We start from the raw sequence: 2,375 nt of genomic DNA on the forward strand, positions 1-2,375 counted from the left end.
GAGGTGAAATTGCTTTTGGAATCCACCTCCAATTTAAAGCACAAAACCATGCTGAGTTTGCTTTATGCCTGAGGATTACGAAGAAGCGAATTGCTGAACCTAAAGCTTACGGATATAGATTCGAAGCGAAATATTCTGACTATCCGACAATCGAAAGGAAAAAAAGACCGGATTACACCACTTTCCGTCAAGATTATAGCACTGTTGCGGATGTATTATCAATTGCACAAACCAAAACAATGGTTGTTTGAAGGTATTGAGCACAAGCAATACTCCGAACAGAGTTTGCAAAGTGTTATGAAACAAGCGCTTTACCGATCAAAAATTAAGAAACCGGTTAGTTTGCATTGGCTTCGCCACAGTTATGCCACGCATTTATTAGAAAGCGGTACCGATATCCGTTACATACAGGAGTTACTAGGGCATAGCAGCAGTAAAACTACCGAGATCTATACGCATGTGAGTACGCATAGTTTACAACAAATTAAAAGTCCGTTTGATAATTTATGAAATGTAGTATATTTGAATGCGTATTGTACTAACTGTACCTATCCTGCCCTTTTGGAAGGATATGTATGATAAAACAATACATATAAACAAGTTAGTGGCAATTAGTTCAACTTCGTATGAAAAAAATCATTACAGATACAAATATTTGGTATTCAATAACTCAAGAACAAGTTGGTGAAATTAGCAAATCTTATAGACTTACTTTACCAATAACTGTGCTGAGTGAATTGTATACTAGCCCAAATATGCATAAAAGTCCTGAATCTTTGTTGGCACTAAAAAAAGCCGTAAGAATGGTTTTATACAATGCTAGATTTGTAGACTTCATTCGTTTTGATCCATTTGAGTTTATACTGAGTGATGTGAAGACAGATTTAAAACCAAGATTAAGTGTAGCTTGGTATTTAAATGAATTTGAATCTCTTATGAATCTAGATTACAACAAATTAAAGTCAACACATCCTGAAAGATATGATATCAGTGGATTATCAAATTATGTAAATGAGCAATCAATACAATATAAAAAGAGAGTTGATGCGGATAAAATCAGCTTTAAAAAACTTGATACACGCAAATTTACTGAAAATTATATCCTAAAATTAGCTAACGATAACTTACAAAGTTTGAATTCATCATTTCCGATAATTCCAAATCTTGATTATGAAAAACATGAATTACTGATAAACACTTTCGATGATTTACTCAGAGAAATATCTAAATCAGGAAAAAAAATCAGAAATAATGATTGGATTGATATGTTCAACTTAACGTATGTCAATAATGGAGATTTATATTGGACTAATGAAAAAAGTATAATAAAATCAATTCAAAATGTTGGGCTAAATCATTATTTATTTCAGCCTGACAATCTAACTGCCACTAACAACGGTTTGGCGCAATAGCTACTTTTATCTTTAAAACCACGTTCGATTTTCCGCTGGAAAATCTTATCTTAGCAAGAAATAATCGTTCCACGCAGTCGCTACTGCGCCAAGCCGCGAAACGTTATGCGACATCCTTGAAAAAAAAACGAGTTATGAAATCTAAACTTGAAGTAAAAAAAGAAATAGCCAAAACAATTAGTGATGCAACCGAAATTCTTTTGTATCTTCAAAACAAATTAGAAAAAGAAAAGGCTAAAGACTATTCTTTTCATTTGGAATATCAAAAATGGTATTCAAAAGCTTTAAAAATTGTTGAAACGTTTGGCAAAGAAAGGCTTAATGATTTTAAATCTCATTACGAAATTGATTCGAAAAGAAAAGTGCTTGGATACGGAACGTATGTAATACAGGATTACTTAAAAAACATTGCACCTAATTCGCAAAGATTTCCAGCATTTGATTCACAAAATGAAACTCTGACGAATTTTTATAACCAATATACAATTTTAGTCTCAATTTTTGAAAGATTTGATAGTACTCTCGCTGACATTCAGACGACACTCTTATATGAAATCCAAGAAACTGAATTATCAAACGCAAAAACTTTATTGAAAATAAATTTACGTGCTAGTGGTGTACTTGCTGGAGTAATTCTTGAGTCTCATTTAGAAAAGGTGATAAGCAATCACAATATTAAAATTGCTAAAAAGAATCCAACGTTATCTGATTATAACGAAAATCTAAAAAACAATGACATAATTGACACAACCACTTGGAAAAAAATACTTTACTTAAGTGATATTAGAAACCTTTGTGCTCACAAAAAAGAGCGAGAACCGAATATGACCGAGGTTCAAGAACTCCTTGATGGTGTAAATTGGACACTTAAGAATCTATATTAGCACGTCGCATAACAAAGAACTGTGCTTAAAAACAAATAAAAAGTATTTTTTTTAAATAAATTTAGGCATGGTACTTCTA

General features: G+C 32.1%; 4 protein-coding genes. All 4 read left to right on the forward strand.

Annotation, left to right across the window (positions count from 1 at the left end):
* Positions 1–251 (forward strand): hypothetical protein (locus ACFO7M_RS01345; RefSeq protein ID WP_379733625.1); only part of this gene is annotated, 251 nt, incomplete at its 5' end.
* On the forward strand, positions 133–510 hold the full coding sequence (locus ACFO7M_RS01350) for a tyrosine-type recombinase/integrase (protein WP_379733623.1): 378 nt from the start codon (positions 133–135) through the stop codon (positions 508–510). The genes ACFO7M_RS01345 and ACFO7M_RS01350, both read left to right, overlap by 119 nt.
* Positions 511–626: 116 nt before the next feature.
* The gene (locus ACFO7M_RS01355; RefSeq protein ID WP_379733619.1) at positions 627–1,412 is read left to right on the forward strand and encodes a hypothetical protein; all 786 of its coding nucleotides are present in this window, start codon (positions 627–629) and stop codon (positions 1,410–1,412) included.
* 134 nt (positions 1,413–1,546) lie between these two features.
* Complete coding sequence (locus tag ACFO7M_RS01360; RefSeq protein ID WP_379733621.1) at positions 1,547–2,296, forward strand: hypothetical protein; 750 nt, start codon at positions 1,547–1,549, stop codon at positions 2,294–2,296.
* Positions 2,297–2,375: the final 79 nt, after the last annotated feature.

This window comes from Flavobacterium sp. GCM10023249, from assembly GCF_042653365.1.
Classification (GTDB): Bacteria; Bacteroidota; Bacteroidia; order Flavobacteriales; family Flavobacteriaceae; genus Flavobacterium.